The 22,502-nt window shown below is 59.5% G+C and carries 24 protein-coding genes and 6 pseudogenes; 12 read left to right on the forward strand and 18 right to left on the reverse strand.

The genetic code is table 11. The annotated features are described in order from the left end of the window. A partial coding sequence (locus tag AB4Z52_RS33545) for an IS630 family transposase (protein ID WP_442222169.1) occupies window positions 1–1,029 on the reverse strand: 1,029 nt, incomplete at its 3' end. A gap of 15 nt (window positions 1,030–1,044) precedes the next feature. On the opposite strand from AB4Z52_RS33545, the gene AB4Z52_RS33550 reads away from it, so the two are divergent. Both AB4Z52_RS33550 and AB4Z52_RS33555 read left to right on the forward strand, forming a co-directional pair. Further along, window positions 1,045–1,848, forward strand: a complete 804-nt coding sequence (locus AB4Z52_RS33550) for a putative bifunctional diguanylate cyclase/phosphodiesterase (protein WP_442222170.1) — start codon at window positions 1,045–1,047, stop codon at window positions 1,846–1,848. A 312-nt stretch (window positions 1,849–2,160) separates the two neighbouring features. Continuing rightward, complete coding sequence (locus tag AB4Z52_RS33555) at window positions 2,161–2,613, forward strand: hypothetical protein (protein ID WP_442222171.1); 453 nt, start codon at window positions 2,161–2,163, stop codon at window positions 2,611–2,613. Here the strand turns inward: AB4Z52_RS33555 and AB4Z52_RS33560 are convergent. Next, window positions 2,589–3,389 (reverse strand): IS1595 family transposase, encoded by an 801-nt coding sequence (locus AB4Z52_RS33560; protein ID WP_442222172.1) that lies wholly within the window; start codon window positions 3,387–3,389, stop codon window positions 2,589–2,591. The genes AB4Z52_RS33555 and AB4Z52_RS33560 overlap by 25 nt on opposite strands. After that, window positions 3,289–3,621, reverse strand: a complete 333-nt coding sequence (locus tag AB4Z52_RS33565) for a transposase (RefSeq protein WP_442222191.1) — start codon at window positions 3,619–3,621, stop codon at window positions 3,289–3,291. Before AB4Z52_RS33565 ends, AB4Z52_RS33560 begins: the two co-directional genes overlap by 101 nt. Window positions 3,622–4,013: 392 nt before the next feature. On the opposite strand from AB4Z52_RS33565, the gene AB4Z52_RS33570 reads away from it, so the two are divergent. Together AB4Z52_RS33570 and AB4Z52_RS33575 are read left to right on the forward strand one after the other, a co-directional pair. Next, complete coding sequence (locus tag AB4Z52_RS33570) at window positions 4,014–4,361, forward strand: type II toxin-antitoxin system RelE/ParE family toxin (RefSeq protein WP_442222173.1); 348 nt, start codon at window positions 4,014–4,016, stop codon at window positions 4,359–4,361. Beyond that, a complete protein-coding gene (locus AB4Z52_RS33575) occupies window positions 4,358–4,693 on the forward strand; it encodes a helix-turn-helix domain-containing protein (protein ID WP_442222174.1) in 336 nt (111 codons plus the stop codon). The genes AB4Z52_RS33570 and AB4Z52_RS33575 overlap by 4 nt, the downstream gene beginning before the upstream one ends. A 231-nt stretch (window positions 4,694–4,924) precedes the next feature. On the opposite strand, the pseudogene AB4Z52_RS33580 reads toward AB4Z52_RS33575, so the two are convergent. Next, window positions 4,925–5,671, reverse strand: a pseudogene (locus AB4Z52_RS33580) (IS6 family transposase). 337 nt (window positions 5,672–6,008) lie between these two features. On the opposite strand from AB4Z52_RS33580, the gene AB4Z52_RS33585 reads away from it, so the two are divergent. From AB4Z52_RS33585 to AB4Z52_RS33605, 5 genes and pseudogenes are all read left to right on the forward strand, one after another. Then, a complete protein-coding gene (locus tag AB4Z52_RS33585) occupies window positions 6,009–6,272 on the forward strand; it encodes a type II toxin-antitoxin system ParD family antitoxin (protein WP_442222175.1) in 264 nt (87 codons plus the stop codon). A 2-nt stretch (window positions 6,273–6,274) separates the two neighbouring features. After that, the gene (locus AB4Z52_RS33590; protein WP_442222176.1) at window positions 6,275–6,481 is read left to right on the forward strand and encodes a type II toxin-antitoxin system RelE/ParE family toxin; all 207 of its coding nucleotides are present in this window, start codon (window positions 6,275–6,277) and stop codon (window positions 6,479–6,481) included. Next, on the forward strand, window positions 6,426–6,581 hold the full coding sequence (locus tag AB4Z52_RS33595) for a hypothetical protein (protein WP_442222192.1): 156 nt from the start codon (window positions 6,426–6,428) through the stop codon (window positions 6,579–6,581). The genes AB4Z52_RS33590 and AB4Z52_RS33595 overlap by 56 nt, the downstream gene beginning before the upstream one ends. A gap of 776 nt (window positions 6,582–7,357) precedes the next feature. Then, window positions 7,358–8,146 (forward strand): transglutaminase-like domain-containing protein, encoded by a 789-nt coding sequence (locus AB4Z52_RS33600; protein WP_442222177.1) that lies wholly within the window; start codon window positions 7,358–7,360, stop codon window positions 8,144–8,146. Between the two features lie 156 nt (window positions 8,147–8,302). Then, window positions 8,303–8,398: pseudogene (locus AB4Z52_RS33605) on the forward strand (IS6 family transposase); the annotation flags it as partial. Here AB4Z52_RS33605 and AB4Z52_RS33610 read toward each other — a convergent pair. From AB4Z52_RS33610 to AB4Z52_RS33630, 5 genes and pseudogenes are all read right to left on the reverse strand, one after another. Further along, on the reverse strand, window positions 8,386–8,844 hold the full coding sequence (locus AB4Z52_RS33610; protein WP_442222178.1) for a helix-turn-helix domain-containing protein: 459 nt from the start codon (window positions 8,842–8,844) through the stop codon (window positions 8,386–8,388). The pseudogene AB4Z52_RS33605 and the gene AB4Z52_RS33610 overlap by 13 nt on opposite strands. A gap of 452 nt (window positions 8,845–9,296) precedes the next feature. Continuing rightward, a complete protein-coding gene (locus tag AB4Z52_RS33615; RefSeq protein ID WP_442222179.1) occupies window positions 9,297–9,776 on the reverse strand; it encodes a chemotaxis protein CheW in 480 nt (159 codons plus the stop codon). Window positions 9,777–9,986: 210 nt separating this feature from the next. Beyond that, window positions 9,987–10,187, reverse strand: coding sequence for a hypothetical protein (locus tag AB4Z52_RS33620; RefSeq protein WP_442222180.1), 201 nt, complete (start codon window positions 10,185–10,187; stop codon window positions 9,987–9,989). Next, window positions 10,184–11,076: pseudogene (locus AB4Z52_RS33625) on the reverse strand (nucleotidyl transferase AbiEii/AbiGii toxin family protein). Before AB4Z52_RS33625 ends, AB4Z52_RS33620 begins: the two are co-directional and overlap by 4 nt. Window positions 11,077–11,098: 22 nt before the next feature. Continuing rightward, on the reverse strand, window positions 11,099–11,899 hold the full coding sequence (locus AB4Z52_RS33630; RefSeq protein ID WP_442222181.1) for a type IV toxin-antitoxin system AbiEi family antitoxin domain-containing protein: 801 nt from the start codon (window positions 11,897–11,899) through the stop codon (window positions 11,099–11,101). A 155-nt stretch (window positions 11,900–12,054) separates the two neighbouring features. Between AB4Z52_RS33630 and AB4Z52_RS33635 the strand changes: the two are divergent. Then, window positions 12,055–12,393 (forward strand): annotated as a pseudogene (locus AB4Z52_RS33635) (aminotransferase class III-fold pyridoxal phosphate-dependent enzyme); the annotation flags it as partial. 67 nt (window positions 12,394–12,460) lie between these two features. Here the strand turns inward: AB4Z52_RS33635 and AB4Z52_RS33640 are convergent. The 6 genes from AB4Z52_RS33640 to AB4Z52_RS33665 form a co-directional block, all read right to left on the reverse strand. Further along, complete coding sequence (locus AB4Z52_RS33640) at window positions 12,461–13,993, reverse strand: UxaA family hydrolase (RefSeq protein WP_442222182.1); 1,533 nt, start codon at window positions 13,991–13,993, stop codon at window positions 12,461–12,463. Between the two features lie 115 nt (window positions 13,994–14,108). Beyond that, window positions 14,109–15,023 carry an SMP-30/gluconolactonase/LRE family protein gene (locus AB4Z52_RS33645; RefSeq protein WP_442222183.1) on the reverse strand — a complete coding sequence of 305 codons (915 nt, stop codon included), beginning with the start codon at window positions 15,021–15,023 and terminating at the stop codon, window positions 14,109–14,111. Window positions 15,024–15,037: 14 nt separating this feature from the next. Next, the gene (locus AB4Z52_RS33650; RefSeq protein WP_442222184.1) at window positions 15,038–15,988 is read right to left on the reverse strand and encodes an ABC transporter permease; all 951 of its coding nucleotides are present in this window, start codon (window positions 15,986–15,988) and stop codon (window positions 15,038–15,040) included. Then, the gene (locus tag AB4Z52_RS33655; protein WP_442222185.1) at window positions 15,985–16,932 is read right to left on the reverse strand and encodes an ABC transporter permease; all 948 of its coding nucleotides are present in this window, start codon (window positions 16,930–16,932) and stop codon (window positions 15,985–15,987) included. Before AB4Z52_RS33655 ends, AB4Z52_RS33650 begins: the two co-directional genes overlap by 4 nt. Next, complete coding sequence (locus AB4Z52_RS33660) at window positions 16,929–18,395, reverse strand: sugar ABC transporter ATP-binding protein (RefSeq protein WP_442222186.1); 1,467 nt, start codon at window positions 18,393–18,395, stop codon at window positions 16,929–16,931. Before AB4Z52_RS33660 ends, AB4Z52_RS33655 begins: the two co-directional genes overlap by 4 nt. A gap of 70 nt (window positions 18,396–18,465) precedes the next feature. Next, on the reverse strand, window positions 18,466–19,482 hold the full coding sequence (locus tag AB4Z52_RS33665; RefSeq protein WP_442222187.1) for an ABC transporter substrate-binding protein: 1,017 nt from the start codon (window positions 19,480–19,482) through the stop codon (window positions 18,466–18,468). A 247-nt stretch (window positions 19,483–19,729) separates the two neighbouring features. Here AB4Z52_RS33665 and AB4Z52_RS33670 point away from each other — a divergent pair, with 247 nt between their 5' ends. Continuing rightward, window positions 19,730–20,983: a GAF domain-containing sensor histidine kinase gene (locus tag AB4Z52_RS33670; protein WP_442222188.1), complete on the forward strand. Its 1,254-nt coding sequence runs from the start codon at window positions 19,730–19,732 to the stop codon at window positions 20,981–20,983. After that, a complete protein-coding gene (locus AB4Z52_RS33675; protein WP_442222189.1) occupies window positions 20,980–21,702 on the forward strand; it encodes a response regulator in 723 nt (240 codons plus the stop codon). The genes AB4Z52_RS33670 and AB4Z52_RS33675 overlap by 4 nt, the downstream gene beginning before the upstream one ends. A 116-nt stretch (window positions 21,703–21,818) precedes the next feature. Here the strand turns inward: AB4Z52_RS33675 and AB4Z52_RS33680 are convergent, their stop codons facing one another. The 3 genes and pseudogenes from AB4Z52_RS33680 to AB4Z52_RS33690 all read right to left on the reverse strand — a co-directional run. Beyond that, window positions 21,819–21,989 carry a hypothetical protein gene (locus AB4Z52_RS33680; protein ID WP_442222190.1) on the reverse strand — a complete coding sequence of 57 codons (171 nt, stop codon included), beginning with the start codon at window positions 21,987–21,989 and terminating at the stop codon, window positions 21,819–21,821. A gap of 70 nt (window positions 21,990–22,059) precedes the next feature. Next, window positions 22,060–22,170, reverse strand: a pseudogene (locus AB4Z52_RS33685) (IS5/IS1182 family transposase); the annotation flags it as partial. Between the two features lie 141 nt (window positions 22,171–22,311). Continuing rightward, a pseudogene (locus AB4Z52_RS33690) lies at window positions 22,312–22,502 on the reverse strand (IS6 family transposase); the annotation flags it as partial.

The raw sequence follows: 22,502 nt of genomic DNA on the forward strand, positions 1-22,502 counted from the left end.
GGACGGGACGGAGCGGGCGAACTTGGAGAAGAAGCCCTCGATGAGGTTAAGCCAGGAGCCGTGTTTAGGGGTGAAGGTAAATTCGAAGCGGCCTGCCGGTTGTTTATCGAGCCAGGCTTTGGTTTCTTTCGAGATGTGTGCGGAATGATTGTCGAGGATCAACCTGATCGCGGTGCCGGCCGGATAGGCGGCATCGAGCAGCTTGAGGAATTCGATGAACTCGCGGCTGCGGTGGCGGTCCTTGACGAGCGCGTGGACCTTGCCTGTCAGCAGGTCAATTCCAGCCAACAGGCTGAGCGTGCCATGACGCTTATATTCAAAATCACGCGCAAAGGTCGGATAGACGCCTGGCACGGGCGGCAAATCCGGTGCCGTCGTCGCGATCGYCTGGATCCCAGGTTTCTCGTCGTAAGAGACGATCGCSACCTGCTTAGCCGATTTGTTCGATCCGGCTGCGGCCTTTTTCARGACCTGCACCTGGCGATAGACACACAAGACCTCCGCCATCTTCTGCTCGAACTCGCCATCGCGACGTTCCAGATAGTAGCGCATCTTGTGCGGTTTGATTTCCTCCTGGCTCAGAAGCTTGCTCACCGTGCCCTGAACCAGACGGGCCAGACAGGGATGTCCGGCYYCCGGTCCGTGCTCGCGCGCATGGCGGGCCAAAAGCCGCGTCGTCCACAGTTCGTGYGGATAGCCATGRTCCYTGGCCTTGTCGCACGCCAAAGACACCAGCCAGGCTTTCGCCTCCGGCGTGATCACCGGCTCYTTGCCCGGCCGCGGCCGGTCGTCTAAWGCTGCAAGCGGGCCATAGCTTTCGGCGCGCTCAATGCAACGCTGAACAGTCTGATGATGGACGCCAAGTCTTCGCGCAACGGCAAAGAACGACGGGTTGTCACGGTAGGCCARCAGCATRGCGGCCCGCGATACTCGGCTCGCCGGYTCGCTTCGAGACCGCGAAAGTGCCGTCAACGTTTCAGTCTCTTGCTCGCTCATCGCCAGCTCGATTACGCGCCGCCTTGGTGCCATGATGAAACTCCTCGGTTGAATAATCTCAAACGAGGAATCCACGAACACACTTCAGGTTCCATCAAAGGCCGCTTTCATGGAATCGATCGTCTAGTGGACCTGCGTTCTGGCACGGTCATTGGTGCCGAAGCGCTGGTTCGATGGCAACATCCGGAATTGGGGCTTGTCTCCCCCCTCGAATTCATCTCTATCGCCGAGGCAAACGGGCTCATCTGCGATATCGGAAGGTTCGTCCTGTTGGAAGCTTGTATGGAGGCTGCGGCTTGGCCGCGCAACATGAGCGTTGCTGTCAATGTCTCGTCCATCCAGTTTGCAAAGTCGGATATCGTCTCCGATGTCTATACCGCAATCGAGGCGGCCGGGCTGGAAGCGCATAGGCTTCACCTGGAGATCACAGAATCAGCCTTTGTATCGCGTACCGATCAGCTTATTCGAAGCCTCACCGGCTTCAGAGAAAAAGGTATCGGTATTGCCCTCGACGACTTCGGAACGGGTTATTCTTCACTGAGCTATGTCGCGAGTTTCCCCCTGGACAAGATCAAGATCGACCAGTCGTTCATCAAAATGATGACGTCTGACCCAGGGAGCCAAGCTATTGTGCAAGCGGTAAGTTCCTTGGCCCATTCCCTCGGCCTAGCCATTGTTGCGGAAGGAATTGAGACGGAGCTTGCGTGGGAAATGCTGGCCCTGGTCGGATGCCAGTATGGGCAGGGATATTATTTCGGGAAGCCGCAGACTTCAAAAGAGCTGCTGACGCTGTCAGGCGATCGCTTTGTGAGGGACCGTGAAGCAAAATCGGTGGCGCAACACGCGAGCTGACACCCTCTCGGAGGCTCTGACTTCCACACCAGCACGCTTTGGTCATTGAAAACTTCCCCCGGATCATCGTGGAAGGGCGTCGTCGTCATGCCCCTATCCCGAATGAATATCGTCTCGTCGGACACATCCAGATTACTGCTCGGGTTTTCGGGGCTCTCTGCGCCGGAAGCCGATATGGGGACCAGGCTTTTGGCGGAGGTGTTCAAGCACGAGGATTGTCGGAAGACATCCACGCAATTAGGTAGCAACTGCCACCAGACTCGGAGCCGACAGAACGCATAGGATCGCCGCGATCCTATGGAGTGGTTGCGTATGGTTCTTGTAGCAGATGAATTGAAACGGAAACGGGCCGAGATCGACACCAAAATCGAGGAGCTGCGGGCGCAGATCGTATCGCTGGAACGACAGCAGGCTGCGTTCGACGTTGTCATCCATGCCTATGAGCCGGAATACGCGCCAGCCGGAACACCTCGAGCCACCACCCGCCGCAAGCGGCAAGGCGTCGATGCAGTTTCAGAGCTGCTGAAAGACATCGATCGTCGGGGCTTCGTCCTGCGCACGCTACGCGAAGCCGGACGCCCGATCACGACAGCGGAGTGCGCCCAGGCATTCGCACGCGAGACCGGGCTGGCCGAAGACGACGCCCGGCTCGGACAGGTCGCAAATCGACTTTCCCAAACACTCGACCAGCTCGCCAAGACGAACCGCGTCCGCAGGGCCGGAAAGGCCGACGGTTATCGCTACCTCTGGGAAGTGGCGGCGTAGGGATTCGGGTTCTCGCCGTCCTCCCAGACCAGGTCGGGCGGATGCCGCCCCTGCCAGTAGCCGCACAGGTTCCGCGACGTCTTCCGCGACACCGCCATGTGGATCATTCCCCAGAGTAGCATGCCGTTGTCGACGTGACGGTTGTCCTCTCGCCAGGCGATCTCTGCCGCGTACCAGTCAAAATAGCGCACCGAGAAGCGATGGTGGATGCCAACGTATGCCCGCTGGATGCGGCTGAAGAAGCTCTCGACGTGGTTCGTGTTGACCCCGCCCTTCGTCTGGTACTCCTTGCTGTGGTTGACCCGGAACAGATCCTGCAGGCCAGCCAAGTCGTCGTACGAGAAGTGCTCGTCGGCGTGGATGCGCGACCCCTTGCGGACATGCTTCTTGACGAACTCCCAAGCCTCGTTCGGATCCTCGCTGCGCACGACGCGGGTGAGCGTCCGTTCGCGTCCTCGGCCGAACGGCGTCTTCTCCCGGAGCGTCAGGATCGTCAGGCGCTTGAAGTTCCGGTACTCGGCCCGGCGTCGGTCGACGCGATCCTCCTTGCGGTTCTTCTGCTTGATGTGGCCGCCTGCGTACTTGCCGTCGATGTGGATCTCGCCCTCGAGCATCATCCGGAAGCGCCGGCTGGCAACGGCCTCGCGCATCTTCATGAGCAGCACCCAGGCGGTCTTATACTGGACGCCCAGCTCGCGAGAGAGCTGCAGGGCACTCTTGCCCTTCACCGAGTTCACCGAGAACCACAGCCCCGCCAGGATGTCTTGGAAGCTCATTTTGCGAAAGGCAAAGACCCGTTCCGGTGGTGACCGAGAACTCCCGGCGACAAGCCTGGCACTTGAAGCGGCGACGCCGGATTTCCCAGCAGTTTTCGTGCGAGCAGCGGACGCAGGTTGGCCGTCCTTCGGTCTCCGGCCAGCGGATGAGGCAGAAGGCCTTGTACGACTTGGCATCGTCGAACGAGCGAAGATGGCTAAGCGTGAACGTCCGGCAGTAGGGCGAGAGCAGGAAGTGCTGGTTGCCCCAATATTTCTACCCTCCGGAGGACCTCCAGATCGGGTGCGGCTTTGCGAGGCTGCGGAATGACGGACGGCAGGTTGTCGGAGACCATGTTCAGTTCTCTGGATGACACGCGATACGACGGGATCTCGCCAGGTGCGGCGAGCGGAAGGTCAGCGTTGTCGTATTCGTATGATCCTGAACATGCGGCGGACCATACCAGGGGGATCGGCAGCAGTCGATCGGTATTCAAGAACGGTTGGGAGACACCAATTGAGGCTCTTGGATTGCCGGATTGCTACTAAATCTTCATCCGATCCGTAGCGACTTGTATACCTTGGTGGGGCTATAAAAGCTTGACTTCCAGATCGAAATGTATAAGTACTTGTACGGAGTTTTGAGTGACCAAAGAAATTATTTGGATGGGATCGTCATTCGATGACATCAAGGAGTTTCCGAAGAATGCGCGCAAGCAAGCTGGTAGCGACCTGAATCGCATTAAGGCCGGGTTGCCTCCCAAGGACTGGAAATCTTTCACTACGGTCGGGCCAGGTACCGCGGAGATTAGGATAAAGGACGAAGGAAACCTGTATCGAGTATTCTATGTTGCAAAGTTTGAGGACGGAATTTTCGTTTTGCACTGCTTTTCGAAGACCACTCAGAAGACATCGCAGCATGACATCGATGTAGGCAAAAACCGCTATAAGGCAATGAAAAAGCAATTGAACGAGAAAAGGAAAAAGAAATGAAGCCGAAGGATGATGCTATCAGTCACGTCACTCTCGCCGGTGTCAATATTTTTGAAGAGCTTGGGTTTGATCCTCAAGAGGCGGCATCTCTTCAGGCGGAGTCCGACGCCCAGATCGCCGGCATGATCGAAATCAAAGAAAATTTGATGACGGAAATCGCCGACTGGATTGCTGCCAGCCATTTAAAGCAGGCGGAAGCCGCAGAGAAGCTTCACGTCTCTCGCCCGCGTGTTTCCGACGTGGTCAACAAAAAGGTCGCGAAATTTACCGTAGATACGCTCATCGAGATGGTTCAGCGGATCGGCAAGAAAGTCCAGGTTGCGGTGGTTTAATGCTAAATCCGAGGCAGATGAGACTGGTGGCAGTTGCTACCTAATTGCGGACATCCGCGTTCTGGCTCGGCTTTTGCCCAACATCTGCGCGGCCGCAGAATGGGGATTTCAGCGACAGCATCAGTTCGTTGGCGTCGCGAGCAGCCATTCGCTTTTCGAAGCTAAATCATGGCTTATAGTGGTCGCCTTGAACGGGATCGAACCGGCGTTGGCTAATCGGGCATCGTAAACTTAACGGATGAAAGGCCAGCGAAAGACGCCATCCGCAGATATCTCCCATGCTCGGGCAATTTTCGCCCACAGGCTCATCGCCGCCGTGCGCAGTTCGCGATGGTGGCCGGAGGAGATGTCGTGGCGCGGGATTTGAAATAGGTTGGCGATCGGATCATGGATGGAGACGAAGCGTTGTAGATGTCGCTGTGACTTGAAGCGCTTCATGATCCGCTCTCGCCGCCGGACTGGTTGGTGAGAATTCTCCGCCCGATTATTCAACCCTTTGTGGGAGCGATGCTATACACTCGGCATGATCTCTCGCCTTGCTGCGCCGTAGGACCGCAGCTTATCGGTGATCATCACCCGCGGCGCTCGGCCCTGGCCCTTCAAGGGTTTGCGCATCAGGCGCTTGGCCGCCTTGGCATTTCGGCGGCTTTGCACAAGAACCTCCAAGACGAAACCGTCCTGATCAACTGCGCGCCACAGCCAATGCTTCTTGCCGCGGATTAAAACAACGGCCTCATCGAGGTGCCACTTGTCCCCAAGCCGACCGGATGATCGACGACGGATCTCGTTGGCAAAGGTGCTGCCGAATTTCTCCGCCCACAGCCGGACGGTCTGGTGCGAGACAATGATCCCACGGGCAGCCAGCAAGTCCTCGACCATTCGCAGGCTCAGAGGGAAACGGAAATAGAGCCACACGGCGTGGGCAATGACTTCAGCGGGAAAGCGATGTCGGCGATATAGTGGATCACGGTCTGTCATGAACCTTCATCACACATCGAATTCCACATTCCGTTAAGTTGACGATGCCATACGGACACCATGTCTTCACGCACGCTAGAAACGCTCAACGCGCATCTCCCTTGACAGGGACAGTGATCGTCACGACCAAACCCGCGCCTTCGCGACTGGCAATAGCGGCTTTGCCACCGTGGGCGTTGCCTTTCGAAGGCTCGGGATCAACCTTTCCATGTCAAAGTTGGTTAGCTGGGGCGGCGTAATTCGCTGTCCGCTAATGGCGGCATAATGTCCAAGATTGACATCTATTGCCATAATAGATGAGCTGCGCCATACTGCAAAAGCAAAGGAGAGACCGTTTATGCCAAACGTCGCGCTCGGAAAACACTACGAGGAATTCGTCAAGAAACAGCTGGAATCTGGCCGTTATAGCAATGCCAGCGAAGTCGTCCGGGCCGCTCTGCGGCTCCTGGAGGACAACGACGCAGCCCGCGAACGTTGGCTGAACGAGGAGATCCCACGTCGCTATGATCAGCTGATAACGGATCCCACGATGGGCGTCTCGGCCGAAACGGTCCGCGACCGTTTTGAGGCTAAACGCCGAAATGCGACGAACGCCAGATAGGCATGGCGTATCGCATTATCTATCACCCGCGGGCGGAAGCTGAACTCGACGCCCTGTATGCAGATATCGCCACGGAGGTAGGCGACCGCATTGCCGGCAAATACGTGGACGGCGTGATGACCTTCATTGAGGGCCTGGAAGCATTTCCACAGCGTGGCAGAAAGCCCGATTCCCGGCTTGCGGATCATCGGCTACAAACGCAGCGTTAGCGTGGCGTTCTCGGTACGGGGCGATGATGTGCTGATCCTCGGCGTGTTCGCGCGTGGCCGCGACATCACCGAAGAAATCCTGAAAGAACTGAACCAGTGAGCCCCGGTTGTCGCCGCTCTCTCCATGGATGCTGGAATTTCTGAATATTTTCAGGGCCGGGATGTGCCGTATCTTGCCCGTCGGCCCAGCCCAGGCCCACGATGAGATCGCAGCCCCAAACAAACCAGGGCCTGCTCCGTGAGACAACCCGCGTCAGTTAGCGGTCGGCCAACACCGCAAGACGAATGAAATGGCATGAGTACCGTTCTAAGTCAGGTCGCCTTGAAGGGATCGGAACCCGCGGCCCACTTTTAAAAAGCTCCACGCTTACAAGAGGATTCGAACCGAAGACCAGAGAATGCAGCGCTTTGAGGATGCAGTCCCAGACGAGACCTTATGCGACGCTATGAGCACAGACCGGGAACGCATATTCGGGGAGGCGGACGCACACACGAGCGGGCCGTAACCGCAATTATGGAACTTAAGTATTTGATTTAAAAAGAAATATCTCCATAAATTGCTATTTCAGTCAACGTGCCAAAGCTCCCGTGCGATGGCGACCGTGTGCAAGCAGCCTCGCGAGCGTGGCAGCCCCGGAGCAGGCTTACTTCAACACGCTGGTGCCAATGACGGCAGCGGCTTAATCGCGGCGGAAATCTACTTAGCCAAACGCTCGAAACTGTTTAGACAAACCGAGCCACCTCTAGTTTGGTCGGACCGGATGGCGAGATTATTAGAAAAATTTGAGCGAGGTGCTGGATCGAGCCGCTACCGACCTTGCTGATGACGTAAAAATCAACTCAGTGTGTGCTCCAATCAGTGCGATGGAGAGACACATGGAAGGCGTCGATCGCTGGATTCCATATAGCGCGATGACCAATCCAGGTCGTCACGCCAGTGCAATCGCTGCACTTCCGACCGAGGTTGGCGCTCTAATCCAAATCATTCAAGGCATCTTGGTTCATTCTGATTGGGTAAAGGAGTATGGCCTTGACGAGACGGCGCTGAATTCGACGGCGCGCACGACACTGCCGATAGCGGAGCGTTTAGACGACGTCTTAATAAGGGATCCACGGCCTCTCAACGTCCAGCGGTCAGCCGACAAGCGGTCTGTAGGAACCTGCCGCGACTACGCTCTGATGCTCTGCGCCTTTCTGCGATGCAGAGGCGTTCCCGCCCGTGTGCGCTGTGGTTTTGCAGCTTATTTCTCCAATGGATGGGAAGATCACTGGGTATGTGAATACTGGGACTCTAGCGCTGGAGAATGGTGCCTGTGCGATCCGCAAATCGATCAGATGCTGCGGCAGAGGAGCCAAATCTTGTTCGCTCCGGCCAACGTTCCACGCCAGTCCTTTATGTCGGCGGGAGAAGCATGGCTGGAATGCCGGCGAGCGAAAGCAGACCCAACTTCCTTCGGCCATGGCAACGTTACTGGTCTGTGGCTCGTGAAAATCAACGTGCTGCGGGACCATTATGTGCTGAACGGTCGCGAGACTTCGAGTTGGGACCGTTGGCGGGACGCGCCTCAGCCCAAACGCGCGGTGATCAGTGGTGAATTGGAGCTACTGGACGCCTTAGCAACAAGCCCGGAGCAACCGCTCGTGGAGATTGCACCAGACTGGTAGATCGGCCAAATCCAGAACCCGTTCGGCGTTGTGAAATGACGCTGACGGCGATGTCACGTTGTCTGCGGCTTAACTGTTCGCGGATAATGGGTCTGAGATTGGCAAGCCCGCGATAAGCTACAAGAACCACCGCTTTCCGCCGCAGATCATCGCCCGGCATACGCAAAGCAGTTAGTCAGTAAGAAGCCGTCGCGAAAAGATATCTGGCATCTGGACGAAGTCGACAAGCTGGGCGGCGCTCAATTCCTCTGGTCGGAATGGATATCAGTGACAGCCTGCGAGCGAGCCAGGATGCATTCGGTGGCATTGGCAAGCGATGTCACCAGACGCAAAACCGATTCACGAACACCCCTATTGGCAATCTTCATGAAGGCCTTGTTCAACCCCAAGCCTTCCTTCGAGGCCAGAAAATCAGAGAGATCCTCGAGTCCCGCAAGATGACCCAGCCCCTCAGTCGTCAAGGGTTGGGAGGCGTCCTGCTGAAAGAAGAAGCTTACCGGAATGGCAAGCACTGTGGCGATGGTCTGCAGACGGCTCGCACCGATGCGGTTCATGCCTCTCTCATATTTCTGAACTTGCTGGAAGGTCACGCCGATCTGGTCGGCAAGTCGTTCCTGGCTCATGCCCAGCATCAGGCGACGCATCCGGACACGGGAGCCGACATAGGCGTCGATCGGGTTTGGTAATTTGACGCTCACTATAGGCTCTCCTCATGCACAAGGGCGCAGCCATTTGCCAGGCTCCCAGGGAAATACTAGTACCACGCTCTAATGTTCCCGTACAATGTGCACTTCTTAACAGAAAATTTCAACAAAAAATTCTACTGTGTAAGCAATGCTGTCGGTATCCTGAGATAAGATTGAAAATCAACCACTAGAATAACCTTGGTTATAGTTCAATGACGACATGAAGTTCTACGGAATCCTCAAATGCACATAAAACTGTACGAGGCCAGAATTGATATGCGCCGTTCCGATGGGGTTGCCCACTCACTCGAAGGCGATTTGCGTTCTCGTGCCCCGACTGGAGCAAACATTGCCTGTGGCGGCTTGCTCGGCGCGGCGATCCTGGCAGGGGGCAGCATGTGGTGCGGCTTCACACTGAAATGATACCCGCAGGGGTCATGAAACAGTCGTCCTATCCCGAGCCCCTATGCGGCGAGAACTGCCTCACTTTCCCGCTCGAACATCCGTTCGAGGTTCAAAAAGCAGATCATGCCATCTTGTTGGGCGATGATGCCGTCGCAATAGGTGGTGCCACCGGGCACGTTCATGTTGGGTACGGGTTGGAGCAAAGCTGCATCGATCGTCAGTATGTCTGAGACACTATCGACCACGAGCCCCATCGCCACGCCATTGATCTCGGCGACGACGATGGCACTGCGTTCGGTTGGCGTGGTACTTTTCATGCCGAGTTTCAAGGCGAGATCGACGATCGGGATTACGGCACCGCGCAGGTTCATCATACCAACAACATCCGCCGGTGCGTGGGGTATCGGTGTTGAAATTCCCCATCCGCGAATTTCGCGGATGGCGATCGTCTTGACGCAGAACTCCTGGTCGTTGAGCCGGAAGGCGAGGATTTCCAACGTCTCACCACTACGTTGGGCATGTTGATAAGCCGCGTTCATCAAAACTCCTCCAAGTTTTCCTGCGCCGCGACTGCCGTGGCGCCATAGACCCTGGCGACATCTGCGACCATTTTACGGGCGGGGGAGCTAACCGGCCTATGATCTCGGAATGCCTGGACCGGAGAGCTCTTCCCAGACGCGGTCGGGCGAAGCGCAGTCACCGACGATGAGGTGCTACCACTGGCCCCGAGACTAAACTGAGAGATGAGTTCACGTAGGCTCGTCCTCGATCTCTGCTTGGAGATCTTCTTCCGTGGCGGGCTCCAAGGTAACTTGTGAGGCCACTTTCTTGGCCAGCACGAGGTCGAGGGCTATGAGGATGGAAACATCCAGCTGATAAAAATAGCCCTCGAAGGCCATTCCTCCACTGGATGGCGATAGCGCATCCGAGCCTTCATCGCCTTTTTTCATCCGTAGTTCCGCCCATCACTGAGAACGGTTTCCAACTGCTCGATCAAACGTGAACGCGCTTCTTTCGACAACTTATCAAGATTGAGTTGCTTCCATTTGACGGCTGGCAGAGCAGACACGCCAGGAACTCCCAACAGGGTCCAATCGGGCTCGCCGCGCTTGAACCGCACGAGAAACTCCTTGTGTGCGTTTGGCATACCGCCGGCTATAGCTGCTATCAACGCCTCGCGAGCGGCCAGAAGTTCATCTAATGCAATTGGCTCTGCGGTCATGCCGTCGAACCCTTGCGCAAATTCCTCGCAATGTCCTTGCGGCGCGGTACAAGCACCTCCGAAATCGGCCTGTCGTGGCTAGTCAAATAGACGATAAAGGCCCGGCGCAGGTCGTCGGTGATACCTTCATTCGCAAGCAGGTCGCGCACGTCAAAAAGATCGCGCGGATGCTGGCGATCGAGCGCGGCCATGATCTTTCCGGCGTACAAGTCGGCGAACGAAACAACCTGGATTTCCGCGAAGCCAAAGGCATCCTCTACCCCGGGCGAGACTGATCGCATCTCGGGCTCGAAAACGCAGCCACGCAGGACCGGCGTAACCTCGATTTTGATCTGTGCATCCGGCCGCTGAACGGTCAGCTTGGTGACGATTTGCTCGCGGGCTTTGAGCACTTCAGTGACTCGCACACCGCGCATTCCTGGTCGAATTTTTACCGCTGTCCGCTTCATGGCCTCATCGATCGCGGCCAGCGACTCCGGGCGTGGCGCCACTGGCAGGTAGGTCAGGTCGATATCAACGGACAAGCGCGGCATGTCACGAACGAATAGGTTGATGGCGGTTCCGCCTTTCAAGGCGAAATCCTTCTCTTCAGCGACGAATGGAATTACATCGACCAATAGCGCAACTTGGCGCTAGCGTTCAGACAGGGGCACCGAGATCCTCCGGAACAGTTATGAGATACTTGGAGTCAAGCCTGCCGTCTTTGACGAGCATGCGTTTGCCGGTGCCAAGGCTGATGGTCGTGCGGTCTATCTGTTCCAGCCATGCCGGCTGGTGGCGATCCGCGAACCAGAAAAAGAGCCGTTTGACCTTGACGCTGCGGCAATCGGTGAGCAGCGCCTGCAGCCGTCTTGGGCTCAAGGTTCGCAGCCCTTCCACCATCATATCGACCTGATGAAAGCTTTCGTGGCGCGGTAGGCCATCGAGCATTTCGAGCAGCGCACGCTCCGGTGTGGAAGCTATGAGCGGCCAGTCAGACGGTCCCGGCAGTTCGCGCAAGGTCCCTGCCTGCAGGGTTTCTGACTTAGCCGCGAGGGCGTTGAACAGGACTTGTGACCGGTGAAACCGGAACGTCTCCTTCAGAGGAAGCTTGGCTAGCCAACCGGGGGGAGGCTCGTTTCCGTACAGATGGATTGAGGAAGGACCGGTTGCCGATAGGTAGTGGCTGAAGCCTTGTAAGTCGAGTGCGGTTCGCCCACCGACTGCGAGGGCGCGCCCCATCAGCTTCTGCAGAGAAACGACAGTCTTCTGCCAATCCAGTTCGCCAAGCGGGTGCTTGTATGTGCCGCGCACCGGCTGCACCAGCCAGCCCGCAGCAACATACTGGCTGCGCAGGCTCGTGGAGTAACCATGCCTCTCCATCCACGCCGCATCGGCCAGCAGGCCTTCCGGCAGCTTTCGTTCAAGTTGGTTTAGCTTTCCACTGTTTCGCTCAGCCATACTTAGTAAAACAACATGATTTCAAACCCGATCAAGGTTTGACGAAAGGGCCATTTGCGTAGCTACACTTGGTAACGGGCTCCTTCTTCGAACCATTTAGACCCTCTCGAGTCCAGCCAAGACCTACGATTTGACATTTAAGTCGCGTTTTCGATGTCGATTGCAACGAATATATCGACTATCTGTTGGGTCTAGGGCCAATGATCCTGGGGCACAGGCCGCCAAAAGTCACCCAAGCTGTTGTCAACATGATTGAGCAACGCGGCACAGTGTTCGCCTTGCCGCATGAGGACGAGACCGCCCTTGCCGCTAAGATCATCGCCGCGATCCCTAGCGTCGATCAGGTGCGTCTGTGCAATACCGGCACCGAAGCCGTAATCTATGCGCTTCGTTTGGCTCGAACGTTTACGGGCCGGCAAAAAGTCGTTCGCTTTGAAGGCATGTATCATGGCGTTGGTGCATGGGTCACAAGGGGAGCGGCTTTCTGTCTTTGAAGCAGACGCTATACCTTTGCTGTGGCGTAAGTCACTATTATGGAACTTCTCCACCGAATACCGTGCCTCAGGTGACGGCGCCGACCTGCCAGGGGACGAATTCGCTGTCGCCGTAGTCGTAGATCTCGCTCAACGTCTTCTTACCCGAGGCGACGGCGATGATGTCTTCGAAGATCCGGTTTCCAGCGGCTTCGATGGTGTCGTTGCCGGTGACGATCTCGCCGCAGTTGATGTCCATGTCTTCCTGCATGTGCTCGTACATCTGGGTGTTCGTGGCGATCTTGATGCAGGGCGCCGGCTTGAAGCCGGAGACCGAGCCGCGGCCGGTCGTAAAGCAGATGATGTTGCAACCGCCGGCCACCTGTCCTGTCACCGCGACAGGATCGTAGCCCGGCGTGTCCATGAAGACGAAGCCGGGCTCGGTGACGATCTCGGCATATTCGTAGACCGCCTTCAGCGGCATGGTGCCACCCTTGGCCACTGCACCGAGGGACTTTTCCAGGATCGTCGTCAGGCCGCCGAGCTTGTTGCCATAGGAGGGATTGTTGTTGAGCTCGGCACCATTGCGCTCGGTGTAGTCGCGCCACCATTCAATCCGCGACAGCAGCTTCTCGGCGATGGCCGGTGTTGCGGCGCGACGGGTCAACAGATGCTCGGCGCCGTAGATCTCCGGCGTCTCCGCCAGCACCGAGGTGCCGCCGTTGCGCACGATGAGATCCGACGCATGTCCAAGCGCCGGATTCGCGGTGAAGCCGGAATAGCCATCCGAGCCGCCGCATTCGAGCGCCACCTTGAGGCCGGACAAAGGCTGCTCGGTGCGCCGGGCGCTGTTTACCTCGGGCAGCATGTCGCGGATCATCTCGCTTGCCGCCTCGATCGTCTTGCGGGTTCCGCCAAGACCCTGGATCGTCATGGTGCGCAGGCGCTTGCCCTCCTCAAGCTTGTAGTGCTCCAGGATCGGCGCGATCTGGTTGGTCTCGCAACCGAGCCCGATCATCAGAATGCCGCCGAAATTGGGATGGCGGGCGTAGCCCTGCAGGGTGCGCGTCAACAGGCGATACCCCTCGCTTGCGGTATTGATGGCGCAGCCGCCGCCATGGGTAAGGGCAACGACGCCATCGACATTGTCGAAGCCCTCGAGGCCGCCGCTGCGTTTGAAGTGCTCTGCAATGTATTTCGAGACAGTGGCGGAACAGTTCACCGTGGTGATGATGCCGATGAAATTGCGAGTTCCGACGCCGCCGGTGCCGCGATCAAAGCCCATGAACGTCCGCCGCTCGGCAAGCGGTAGCATGCCTTTTTCCTCGATGTCGATGCTGAACTGGTGCTGGTGTTCGGAGGTGATGACGGCGAGGTTCTGGAGATGAACATGCGACCCTTTGGGGATGAACATGGTGGCAACGCCGATCGACTGGCCGAATTTGTGGACCTCCTGCCCTGCTGCAATATCGCGCACCGCGATCTTGTGGCCGCGCGGGATCTGGTTGGCGGCAACCAGCCTGTCGATGCCGGTCTGCTCGCCGGCCCTGACCATGCTCCGGGCCACGGCGACGTCATCGATCGTGTTGAGCAGGATCACCGGCGCGTTCGAATTGGACATGGTGTTCTCCCAGGGTGATGTGTCATTGATAGGCGGCGCGCCGCTGTAGCTCGATGCCGGCGCCATCGGGACGCCCGCCCGCGCCAGAGAACCGGCAGCGGACGCCCGGTGCGTGTCAGGGGCGCTGCGCGCCGTTGGTTGTCAGGTATATGGCATATAAGGATGTTGTGGCGGTAATGAAGAGCCGGTTTCGACGCGGTCCGCCGAATGTCAGGTTGGCAACGGTTTGCGGAATCTTGATCTTCCCGAGTAGGGTGCCATCAGGCGAAAAGCAGTGGACGCCATCCCTGGCGCTGGACCAGAGGTTACCCGCCGTATCGAACCTGATGCCATCGGGAATACCACTGTCGATGTGGCAAAACACTCTCGGGTTGCTCAGCGTCCTGCCATCGACCACGTCGAAGACGCGGATATGGCGCGGCGCGCTTTCATCGTGGCTGGCGCCGCTGTCGGCGATGTAGAGCTTCGTCTCGTCGGGCGAGAAGGCCAGTCCGTTGGGCTGCAGGAAGTCGCTGACGACAGCGGTCAGGTCGCCGGTTTCTGGATCCAGGCGGAAGACATTGCGCTGGCCCTGCTCCGGATCGGCTTTGTAGCCTTCGTAGTCCGAGAGGATGCCGTAGGTCGGGTCGGTGAACCAGACGGTGCCGTCGGAGCGCACGACGACGTCGTTGGGGGAATTCAGGCGCTTGCCCTGGTAGCTTTCGGCAAGCACGGTGATGGTGCCGTCGGCTTCGGTCCGGGTGACGCGGCGCGTGCCGTGCTCGCAGGACACCAGCCGGCCCTGGCGGTCGCGCGTGTTGCCGTTGCTGAAATTCGACGCGTGGCGGAACACCGAGACGCCGCCCTCCGGGGTCCAGCGCATCATCCTCTGGTTGGGAATATCGCTCCACAGAAGTTGCTGGGCGTCGTCGAACCAGACAGGTCCTTCTGCCCAGCGGCAGCCGTTGTGAAGCTCATCCAGTCGTGCGCTGCCGACAAACAGGGCTGTGAAGCGCGGATCGTGAATTTCGAAAGGTGATGAGTCGGCCATAGGACAAACCGTGTTCAGTGATTTCTAAAGCTGCGTCCACCGGCGACGACGATGACGCCGATGATGATAAGTCCGGTCATGACAAGGCGGATGCCGGCACCAAAACCGTAGGTGTTGAGCATCGAGACGACCAGGAACATGAACAGCGATGCGCCCCAGATGCCGGCGACGTTGGAATCGCCCCCGGCAACCGCCGTGCCGCCGATGACGACGACGGCAATCGACATCAGCAGGTACTCCTGGCCCATGTTGAGCGCCGCGCCGCCGGAGAAGCTTGCCAGCAGATAGCCGCAGATAGCCGCCAGAACGGCGCAGAGCACGTAGGTCGCGAACCGGACGCCATCGACCGGTATGCCGGCCATGCGCGCGGCGTTGATGCTCTGGCCGATCGCCGCTGCCCAGCGGCCGTAGACGGTCCTCTGCAGCAGGACATAGGCGAGGAGCGACAGGATCAGCGCAAGAATGGCGACATTCGGTAATCCGAGCGTGGTCTGGGTCGTGAAGCTTGCCAGGATTTCCGGCGGCTTGATCCGCAGGCCGCGGTTCGTCCAGATGGCGGTCGACTGCACGATGAAGCTCATCGACAGGGTCGCGATGATCGGCGGTATCCGCAACAGCTTGATCAGCGCGTAGTTCCCTATCCCTACGGCGACACCGACGGCGATCGCGACCAGCAGGCCGAAAACGATCATCGAGTCCTGGCCGTCCATGAATTTCAGCGAGACGGTGCCGGCGAGTGTCATCGTTGCCGGCACGCAGAGATCGATATTGCCCGGTCCGAGGGTGATGACGAACATCTGCCCGATGCCGACGACGATCGAGAAGGCGGCAAAGGTCAGCGCCGCCTGGCTGAGGCCGAGCGTGCTGGCGCCGCCGGTGAACAGGATCGTCACGAACCACACGAGGAAGGCCGCGACGAAGGACCAGATCCACGGTTTGCGTGTCAGCGCCGTCAGGGTCGTCATGCGCGCTTCTCCCTCTTTTCCATCCGATTCAGCAGCAGTCGCAGGCCGAGCACGACGATCAGGATCGCCCCCTGCGCACCGATCTGCCAGTCCGACGAGATGCGCAGGAACGACAGGAACGAGCCTGCGAGTGTCAGTGTCAGCGCGCCGATGACCGCGCCGATCGGCGAAACCCGTCCACCGGTGAACTCGCCGCCGCCGAGGATCACGGCGGCGATCGACAGCAGGGTGTACCGCAGGGCGATATTGGCATCGGCGGAGGTCGTGAGCCCGACCAGCGCAATGCCTGCCAGGATGGCGAAGAAGGCTGCAAGGGCATAGGTCGCCGCCCGCGCGGCAAGGATCGACCAGCCGGCACGCTCGACCGACCGGGCATTGCCGCCGACCCCGCGCAAGATGACGCCGAAGGACGACCGCATGATGAGGAAATGCGAGAACAGCGCGATGATGACGCTGGCGACGATCGCCATCGGCACCAGCGGCGGCCGCGATGTCATCACCGCCCGCGCCCATTCCGGCGCGTGGCCGCCGGGTGCCGGCAGCAGGAGGATGGCCAGCCCGCTCCACACGAAGCTCATGCCGAGCGTGACGACGATCGAGGGAAGATCACGAACATGAATCAGGACGCCCAACCCGGCATAGACCGCGATGGCCAGAAGGAGGATGGCGACGCCGATCGCCGGATCAGATTGCAGGAAGGTGGCGGTGACGCAGGCGATGAAACTGACGAAGGACCCCATCGACAGATCGAGGTCGTTGACTGTCATGATCAGCATCTGCGCGATCGTCGCCAGCGCGATCGGGACCGCGAGGTTGAACAGGAGGTTCAGCCCCAGGTAGCCCATGGCGCGCGGCTGGAGATAGAAAACCGAAATGAGGAGGATGGTCAGCGACAGGGCTGGAATGATGAGGCGGATCGTATCCGAGGACAGGCGATGCTTCATGCGGCCACTCCTGTGAAGGACGCCGCCAGGATGTTCTCCTCGGTGACATCGGTACCTGCCAGTTCCCGTATGATGACGCCCTCGCTGAAGACGAACACCCGGTCGCACAGGCTGACCTCCTCAATTTCCGTGGAGTACCAGACGAAGGTCCGGCCCTTTGCCGCTTCCGCACGGATGATGGTGTAGACCTCCTGCTTGGTTCCGACGTCGACGCCGCGCATCGGGTCGTCCATCAGTACAACGGGCGCGCTTGTCGCCAGGGCACGCGCGAACAGCACCTTCTGCTGGTTGCCGCCCGAAAGTGAGAGGATGCGATTGTCCATGTCCTTGGTGCGGATTTCGATCCGCTCCTTCCAGGAAGTGCCGAGCGCCTCTTCGCGCCTGTCATTGACCATGCCGCGTGGCGACAGAGCGCTGAGGTTGGCAATGGTCAGATTCTTCAGGATGCTCCACAGCGGGAACACGCCGTTCAGCGAGCGGTCGCCGGCAACGAAGGTCACCGCGGCGTTGGCGTGGCGCATCCAGTTGCCGGTCTTCGACAGATAGAGATCGAGCAGGATATCGGTCTGGCCGTGGCCGCCAAGCCCCGCCAGCCCGACCAGCTCGCCCGCATAGGCGTTGAACGGCAGCCCCTTGCCCCGGCGCGGCGGCGCGCTCAGCAAGGGCGTGGCCTGGTCCGCCCTCACCCGTGCCGGTGCCGCATCGCGCGCCTTGACGACGTTGCCCATGGCCGCAACCAGGCTGTGGTGGTCGAACGCCCTGGAAGGTCTTTCGGTGACGACCTTGCCATCCTTCATGACGATGATCCGGTCGGTCGCCGAGAGGATCTCGCCGAGAATGTGCGAAATCAGGATGATCGAGCCGCCGCTCTCGACGAAGACCCGGACGTAGGCGAGCAGCTGCGCGGCGAGCGTCGCATCTAGGGACGATGTCGGCTCGTCGAGGATCACCAGCTTGACCGGGGTCGAGATGGTGGAGAAGGCCGTGGCGATCTCGACCATCTGCCGCTCGGCGATCGACAGGTCCCCGATCGTGGCGTCCGGCTCGATCGTGTGGCCGGGAAAGATTGCGTCGAGCGACCTGCTGATCACCTCGGCGGCGCGCCTGCGCCAGCCGAAGCCCTGCAGTCCGCGATGCATGACGCGGGTATTTTCAATGACCGTCAGATTGGGGCAGAGCGACAGTTCCTGGAAGACGCAGCGAACCCCATGGGCGCGCGCGGCGGCGATGCCGTAGCGCTCGACCCGCGCCCCGCCGCAGCTGACGGAGCCCGAATGCGGCGTTAGCCCACCGTTGATGATGTTGACGATGGTGGATTTGCCAGCCCCGTTGTGACCGACCAGTCCGACAGACTCGCCGGCGGCAATCCGGATCGTCACGCCGTCGAGCGCCTTCACTGCGCCGAAATGCACCTTGGCGTCCGTGACCTCGACGACAGCCGGATTTTGCGCTTCCACGCCCATGATGGAATCTCCCTGTAATAAGGACCGCCCGGCACTGTCGCCGGGCGGAGCAACGCGTTGGGAGGAGCTGTTACTTGCTGTCGGCGATGACTTTTTGGGTATCGGCCAGCGAATAGTCGACATTGGCGACGCCGCCGGACGGCGTGTTGGCGAGATTGGTCTCGAGGTTGTCCTGGTTGATTTTCAGGAACGGCACGACGAGGTCCTTCTTGACCGTCTTGCCATCGAGGATCTGCTGCGCCACCCAGAAGGCCAGTGTCGAAACGCCCGGCGCGATGGACACGGACATGGTTTCGTACTTGCTGGCGTCCTTCTGCTTCTTCCACCAGACGAGTTCATCCTGGCGGTTGCCCATGACGATCGTCGGTGTCGGGCGCTTTGCCGCCTCGAATGCCTGCGCTGCGCCATAGCCGTCGCCACCCTGTGTCACCACGGCTGCAATCTCGGGCAGGCTCGGCAGGATGCCGGCGACGGCCTTCTGCGCGACATCCTGGGCCCAATCGCCGTGGACCGAGCCGACAATCTTGAACTGCGGGAATTTGGCGGCGCCCGCATGGATGCCGGCCGAGATTTCGTCGTCGACCGACACGCCGGCGAGACCGCGGATTTCCAGCAGATTGCCACCGGCCGGAATTTTCTTGGCAAGATACTCGACCTGGCTTTCGCCCATGCCCTTGAAGTCGACGGCAATCCGCCAGGCGCAGGGCTCGGTCACGATGCCATCGAAGGACACGACGACGATGCCGGCATCGCAGGCTTCCTTGATGGCGCCGTTCAGGGCCGTCGGCGACGCCGCATCGATGACGATGGCGTTGTAGCCCTGCAGGATCATGTTCTGGATCTGCGCGGCTTGCTCGGTCGCCTGGTTTTCAGAGGTAGTGAAGGGATCGGCGGCAGCGACCACGCCGGATTTCACGGCGTCGCCGGTGACCTTTTCCCAGCTTGTCAGCATCGCCTGGCGCCACGAGTTGCCGGCGTAGTTGTTGGACAGCGCGATCTTCTTGGCGGCCGTGTCGGCCATGGCAGCGATGGGCAGCGCCACGCAGGCAAGCGTCACCGATGTCAGAAGCAGATTTCTGAATTTCATTGTCTCTCTCCCTGTTGACCCGTAGTCCCCTCCCGGGCGGATGCGATGTGTAAAAGTCGAGTTCCTCCCCTCGACATCGGCAGGATGTTATAGATTGGGAAGGTTGTATAGTAACAATGCGGCACCGCGTTTGCGGGACTTCCCGCAAATGCTGCGGGATCCTGCAAGACGCGGGACGCCAGCTGGCGCTTACTGGACGCAGAATGCATGACCGCCACCTGGGAGGGCTCGGCGGGAGGAGGAGACCATGCTCAAGTTGGCGCCATCGGCGCTTCTCGACCATTATCTGGGGATTTCCCGCCTGCTGGCGGGACAGTTGGAATTCCGTTCTGCCATCCGCGCCGTGGCGGCAGAGATTTCCCACATCATCCCGCACGATCATCTGGACGTGTGCATCATCATGCATGGCGGCAAGTACCACACGGCCTACGAGACCGGCCTCGAAACCGCCTGGGGAAACCACCCACCGGCGCTCGTCTCCGGCAGCCCCATTCGCAGCCTTCTCTGGGGCGAAGTGGCCTTTCTCCTGACCGACGACGCGCTTGTCGATCCACGCTTCAATTTCAAAGGCGCTTTCTTTCGACCCATCTTCGACCAGTCCCTGCGCAGCCGCCTGCACGTGCCGCTCAAGGTCGAGGGCGACGTCATCGGCGCGCTCAGCTGCTCCGCTCACACCGCGGGGCTTTACGGCCTCGACGACGTTGCCAATGCGCGATCGATCGCGGACCTGCTGTCGCCCTATTTTTTCGCGCTGCGGGCCGCCGAGCAGGCCCAGCAATGGGCGATTGTCGAAGCCGAAGCGAGAGCGCGGGAGGAAGGCCTGCGCCTTGGCGCGCTGAAGCTGACCGAGGCGCTGGAATCCGAGCGCCAGCGGATCGGCATGGACCTGCACGACCAGACGCTGGCCGATCTCACCCGTCTGTCGCGTCGGCTTGAGCGACTGACGCACGAACAGGATGTCTCGGGGGAAACGCTGGAGCCTCTTGCGCGCAGCCTGCAGCACTGCATGCAGGACCTTCGCCAGATCATCGAGGAGGCCAAGCCCTCCGTACTGCAGCTGTTCGGATTTGCCCAGGCGGTCGAAAACCAGCTCGACCGTTCGATCCGCGATAGCGGCCTGTCGATTGCGCAGAAGCTGGTCGACGATACCGGCGGCGTTATCGACCGGCTGGAGCCGACGGTCAGCATCGCGCTGTTCAGGATCACGCAGGAGGCGATCAACAACGCCGTCCGCCATGCCCAGGCCGACCATATCACCGTGACGCTAACCGGCCAGCCGGACGGCATCTCCATCGAGGTCCGCGATGACGGCATTGGCATCCAGAAGCCACGCCGCCGCGCCGGCGCCGGGATCGACAACATGAAGACGCGCGCGCGGCTAATTTCCGCCAGGTTCACCATCACGGACGGGCGCGGGACCCGAGGTTCGGTCGTCGCCATCCACCTGCCTCTGGCTGAGCAGGCGTCGCCCCGCGACAACCAGACGAGGATAGATGCATGAAGGTTCTCATTGTCGAAGACGATCCCTTGCACCGCTCCTACCTCCACGAGGCCATCGGCGCGTCGCTGCCGGAGTGCGAGACCATTCTGGAGGCCCAGAACGGCAAGGAGGGGGAAAAGCTGGCACGGGAAAACAAGTCGGCGCATGTCGTCATGGACCTACAGATGAACAGCCGCAACGGCATCGAGGCGGCGCGGACCATCTGGAACGAGCGGCCGGACACCCGCATCCTGTTCTGGTCGAACTACTCCGACGAAGCCTATGTGCGCGGCGTGTCTCGCATCGTTCCCGACGGCGCAGCCTATGGATATGTGTTGAAATCGGCGTCTGACGAACGCCTCAGGCTGGCACTGCGCAGCATCTTTATTGAGGCGCAATGCGTGATCGACCGCGAAGTGCGGGGCATGCAGCAGAAAAGCCTGGGCCAGGCGAAGGGCTTCAGCGACACCGAGTACGAGATCCTCGTCGACATCGCGCTCGGCCTGACCGACCGGACAATTGCCCGGCGACGCAACCTGTCTCTGCGCAGCGTCCAGAATCGCCTGCAGCAGCTCTATGAGAAGCTGGAGGTCTACCAGAACACCGCCGAGGACCATGAGGATGGGCGGTTCAACCTGCGAGCCCGGGCCGTGACCGTCGCGATGCTGAGAAAGCTTCTGAACTACAGTGCGTTGGAGCGGGCCGAAGCGGAGCTGGCGGAATGGTTGGCGTCGCTCTGACATGCCGGCCTGCTGCCCAGGCGGGGCGTTATTACGTCGATCCTTGGATATTTTTGATGCCACATAAGTTCAATGAAGACCTGCGGCGTTAACAGCAAAACTTCGCGACACGCCCGTTAAAAGTCTTTGCCTTTGTCGGATTTCGCCACGGCCTTCGCTCTTTTCAGATCGGCCGCAATGTCATCCGACGTTCGCGGGAACTGGGTCACGAAGGCTCCGTCCGCATCCACGATCCAGATATCTTTCGTGCCGACTAGCTCGGCCCGGAAAGGCCTACCGAAATTCATCGCCAGCTCCTCGGAGGGGCGTTGGTGCATCGGTCGATGAATGAACGGATTCCAGTCTTTGATGCTGTGTCTATGCGGCGGCTGTCACGCACCGGACGGATTTAGGGCGCGCGCATGCCAGCATTCGATTGAGGCTGGAGCAGCCGATAGCGACTTCCGTCTGTTGCGCGGCGAATGAGCGTACCGGCATCGTAAACTTAACGGCAACGAGCGCAAACCATGGCGCCGGCCGAGTTCGTCGGTCATGCTCGGGCAATTTTCGCCCAGAGGGCCATCGTAATCTTAACGTGCCAAGGCCAAAGAAGTGCGACATTTGCTGCGATCAGGCAGCTTGAAGGCGGGCGACGTCTCGCCAAGTATCCAAGGCTGCTGCTCGCAGTTGGCGATGGTGGGCGGATGGAATATCGTGGCGGGGAACGTTAAAGAGGTTGGCGATCGGGTCGTGGATGGAAACGAAACGCTGAAGCTGTCGCGCTGATTTGAAGCGCTTCATGATCCGCTCCCGTCGTCGGA

The organism is Rhizobium sp. 2YAF20 (assembly GCF_052114685.1).
Taxonomy (GTDB): Bacteria; Pseudomonadota; Alphaproteobacteria; order Rhizobiales; family Rhizobiaceae; genus Rhizobium.